Annotated in this window: 1 rRNA gene; it reads left to right on the forward strand. The window is 46.2% G+C overall.

Annotated features, from left to right (window positions below):
• Positions 1–312, forward strand: a 23S ribosomal RNA gene (locus LPKJCM_RS01925); the annotation flags it as partial.

A 312-nucleotide genomic window follows, 5' to 3' on the forward strand; every position in this document is an offset into this window, starting at 1 on the left:
CGTAGAATCATGGAGGTAGAGCCACTGTTTGGATGAGGGGCCCGTCATGGGTTACTAAGTTCAGATAAACTCCGAATACCATTGATTTTTATCCGGGAGTCAGACGGTGAGTGATAAGATCCATCGTCAAAAGGGGAACAGCCCAGACCACCAGTTAAGGTCCCTAAATATATGCTAAGTGGAAAAGGATGTGGAGTTGCATAGACAACTAGGATGTTGGCTCAGAAGCAGCCATCATTTAAAGAGTGCGTAATAGCTCACTAGTCGAGTGATTCCGCGCCGAAAATTTACCGGGGCTAAGCATATTACCGA

The sequence above is a fragment of the Lentilactobacillus parakefiri genome, assembly GCF_002157585.1.
GTDB lineage: Bacteria > Bacillota > Bacilli > Lactobacillales > Lactobacillaceae > Lentilactobacillus > Lentilactobacillus parakefiri.